The following is a 1442-nucleotide window of genomic DNA, read 5'->3' as shown; positions in this document are numbered from 1 at the left end:
TAGCTAACACCATTCAGTTAAGCATGTTTTGACTTAATGGTGTACCGAGTTTTTGAAATTCGAACGGTCCTACTTTTGGGCCGTTTTCTTTTTTCTGGAAGAATATAACGTTTCACTCGCTCTCGCATTGCCCTTAATTTCTTTGGAATTGAACCTGGCGAAGCGATGGCACACCAGAGTATTTCATCCTGTATATCCCGCAAAGCCATGACAAAACTAATTCTCAGCGGGGAGACTTTAGCCTCTTTGGCTATTCGACTTATCTCTACTCGAATTAAATTGTAGGCTAGCAATATCCCCCATAACTCTTGATTGACTCCATCCACAGTCTGACTACGCAAAAGAATACTATCCTCAAGCATCTGGTGTTTTATTTCTCCATAGCTATTTTCAATTTCCCAGCGTTCGAAATAGACATCAAGAATGGCCTGCGCACCAAAAGCCTGTTCATCATCCAAAGAGCACAGCAGACCTTTTATTTTTCCAGGCCCCATTGGCTCAGGATAAAGAACCAGTCTGGCCTGCCAGCACTCAGGAAGCGAAGGGTCTTGTTTTCTGGCATGCGCAGATACACTCATCTCTACTTTGAAGTCATGCTCAGAGTAAGATTCAATAACGGTGTATTGCGTGTTGCTTTTAATCGGGACCATCCAGTGCGACTGTGGGTGTTGCTTACGCCAATTAATCAGTAGCTCAGCGCTGAGATAACATCGGTCAAAAATAGTTAGACTGTTATCACTTACATGACCAAATAGCTGCTTTGCGTAGTTCACCTCACCTTGATAACTGGGCCCGAAGGCAACGTGGTGTATCAACCGGCTACGCAAGGAGCTTAAGGCGCATAGGCGTACAATAGGATATTCTGTATGACGGTTTTTACTGTGCTTAATATAGTGAAAGTGCTCAGCAAGAGCAGGTGTGTCGGGTGCACGAAATTGCGTTCCATCGACAGAAAATAACCGGAGTCCATACCACGTATCATCAGCATCTTCTTCTTGTGTCCAATGGGCTGCACATAGGTGAAATAAGGCTTGGAGGGGGTCGCTACTGAGGCGCTGTCTCGCTTGAGGAATAGCACTTGGAGCAACCGTATCGCCCAGGGTATCAGTGAGTGTTAAATCTAACTTCTCAACAACGTCACTAATAGAGCGGTCGCGAAAAAGACCCATTGCAATGATAAGCCAGACGACAAGCTCAGCAGGTAACTTTCGTTTGCGAATACTTGCTTTATCGGTCTGCTCGAGCACATTAGAAATCCACTCAAGAGGGATATGTTTCTGAAATGTAGATAAAGAGTCAGGAGTGGCGAATATATCCGTATCAAGTAACCAATGACTAAGCATAAAAATACCCTCATAATCAAAAGATGATAAGGGTATTGTGAAGCAACCAAAAGATCGGTCAACCGATCAAAAATACCTTAACTGATCGGTGTTAGCTAA

General features: G+C 44.0%; 1 protein-coding gene. It reads right to left on the bottom strand.

The window, feature by feature from the left end:
* Positions 1-17: 17 nt before the first annotated feature.
* Positions 18-1343: an IS4 family transposase gene (locus GQR52_RS20315; protein WP_165729611.1), complete on the bottom strand. Its 1326-nt coding sequence runs from the start codon at positions 1341-1343 to the stop codon at positions 18-20.
* Positions 1344-1442 lie beyond the last annotated feature (99 nt).

The sequence above is a fragment of the Pseudoalteromonas sp. 31A1 genome (assembly GCF_011378815.1).
GTDB classification, from domain to species: Bacteria; Pseudomonadota; Gammaproteobacteria; order Enterobacterales; family Alteromonadaceae; genus Pseudoalteromonas; species Pseudoalteromonas arctica.
This window is presented reverse-complemented; position numbering and strand designations above follow the sequence as displayed.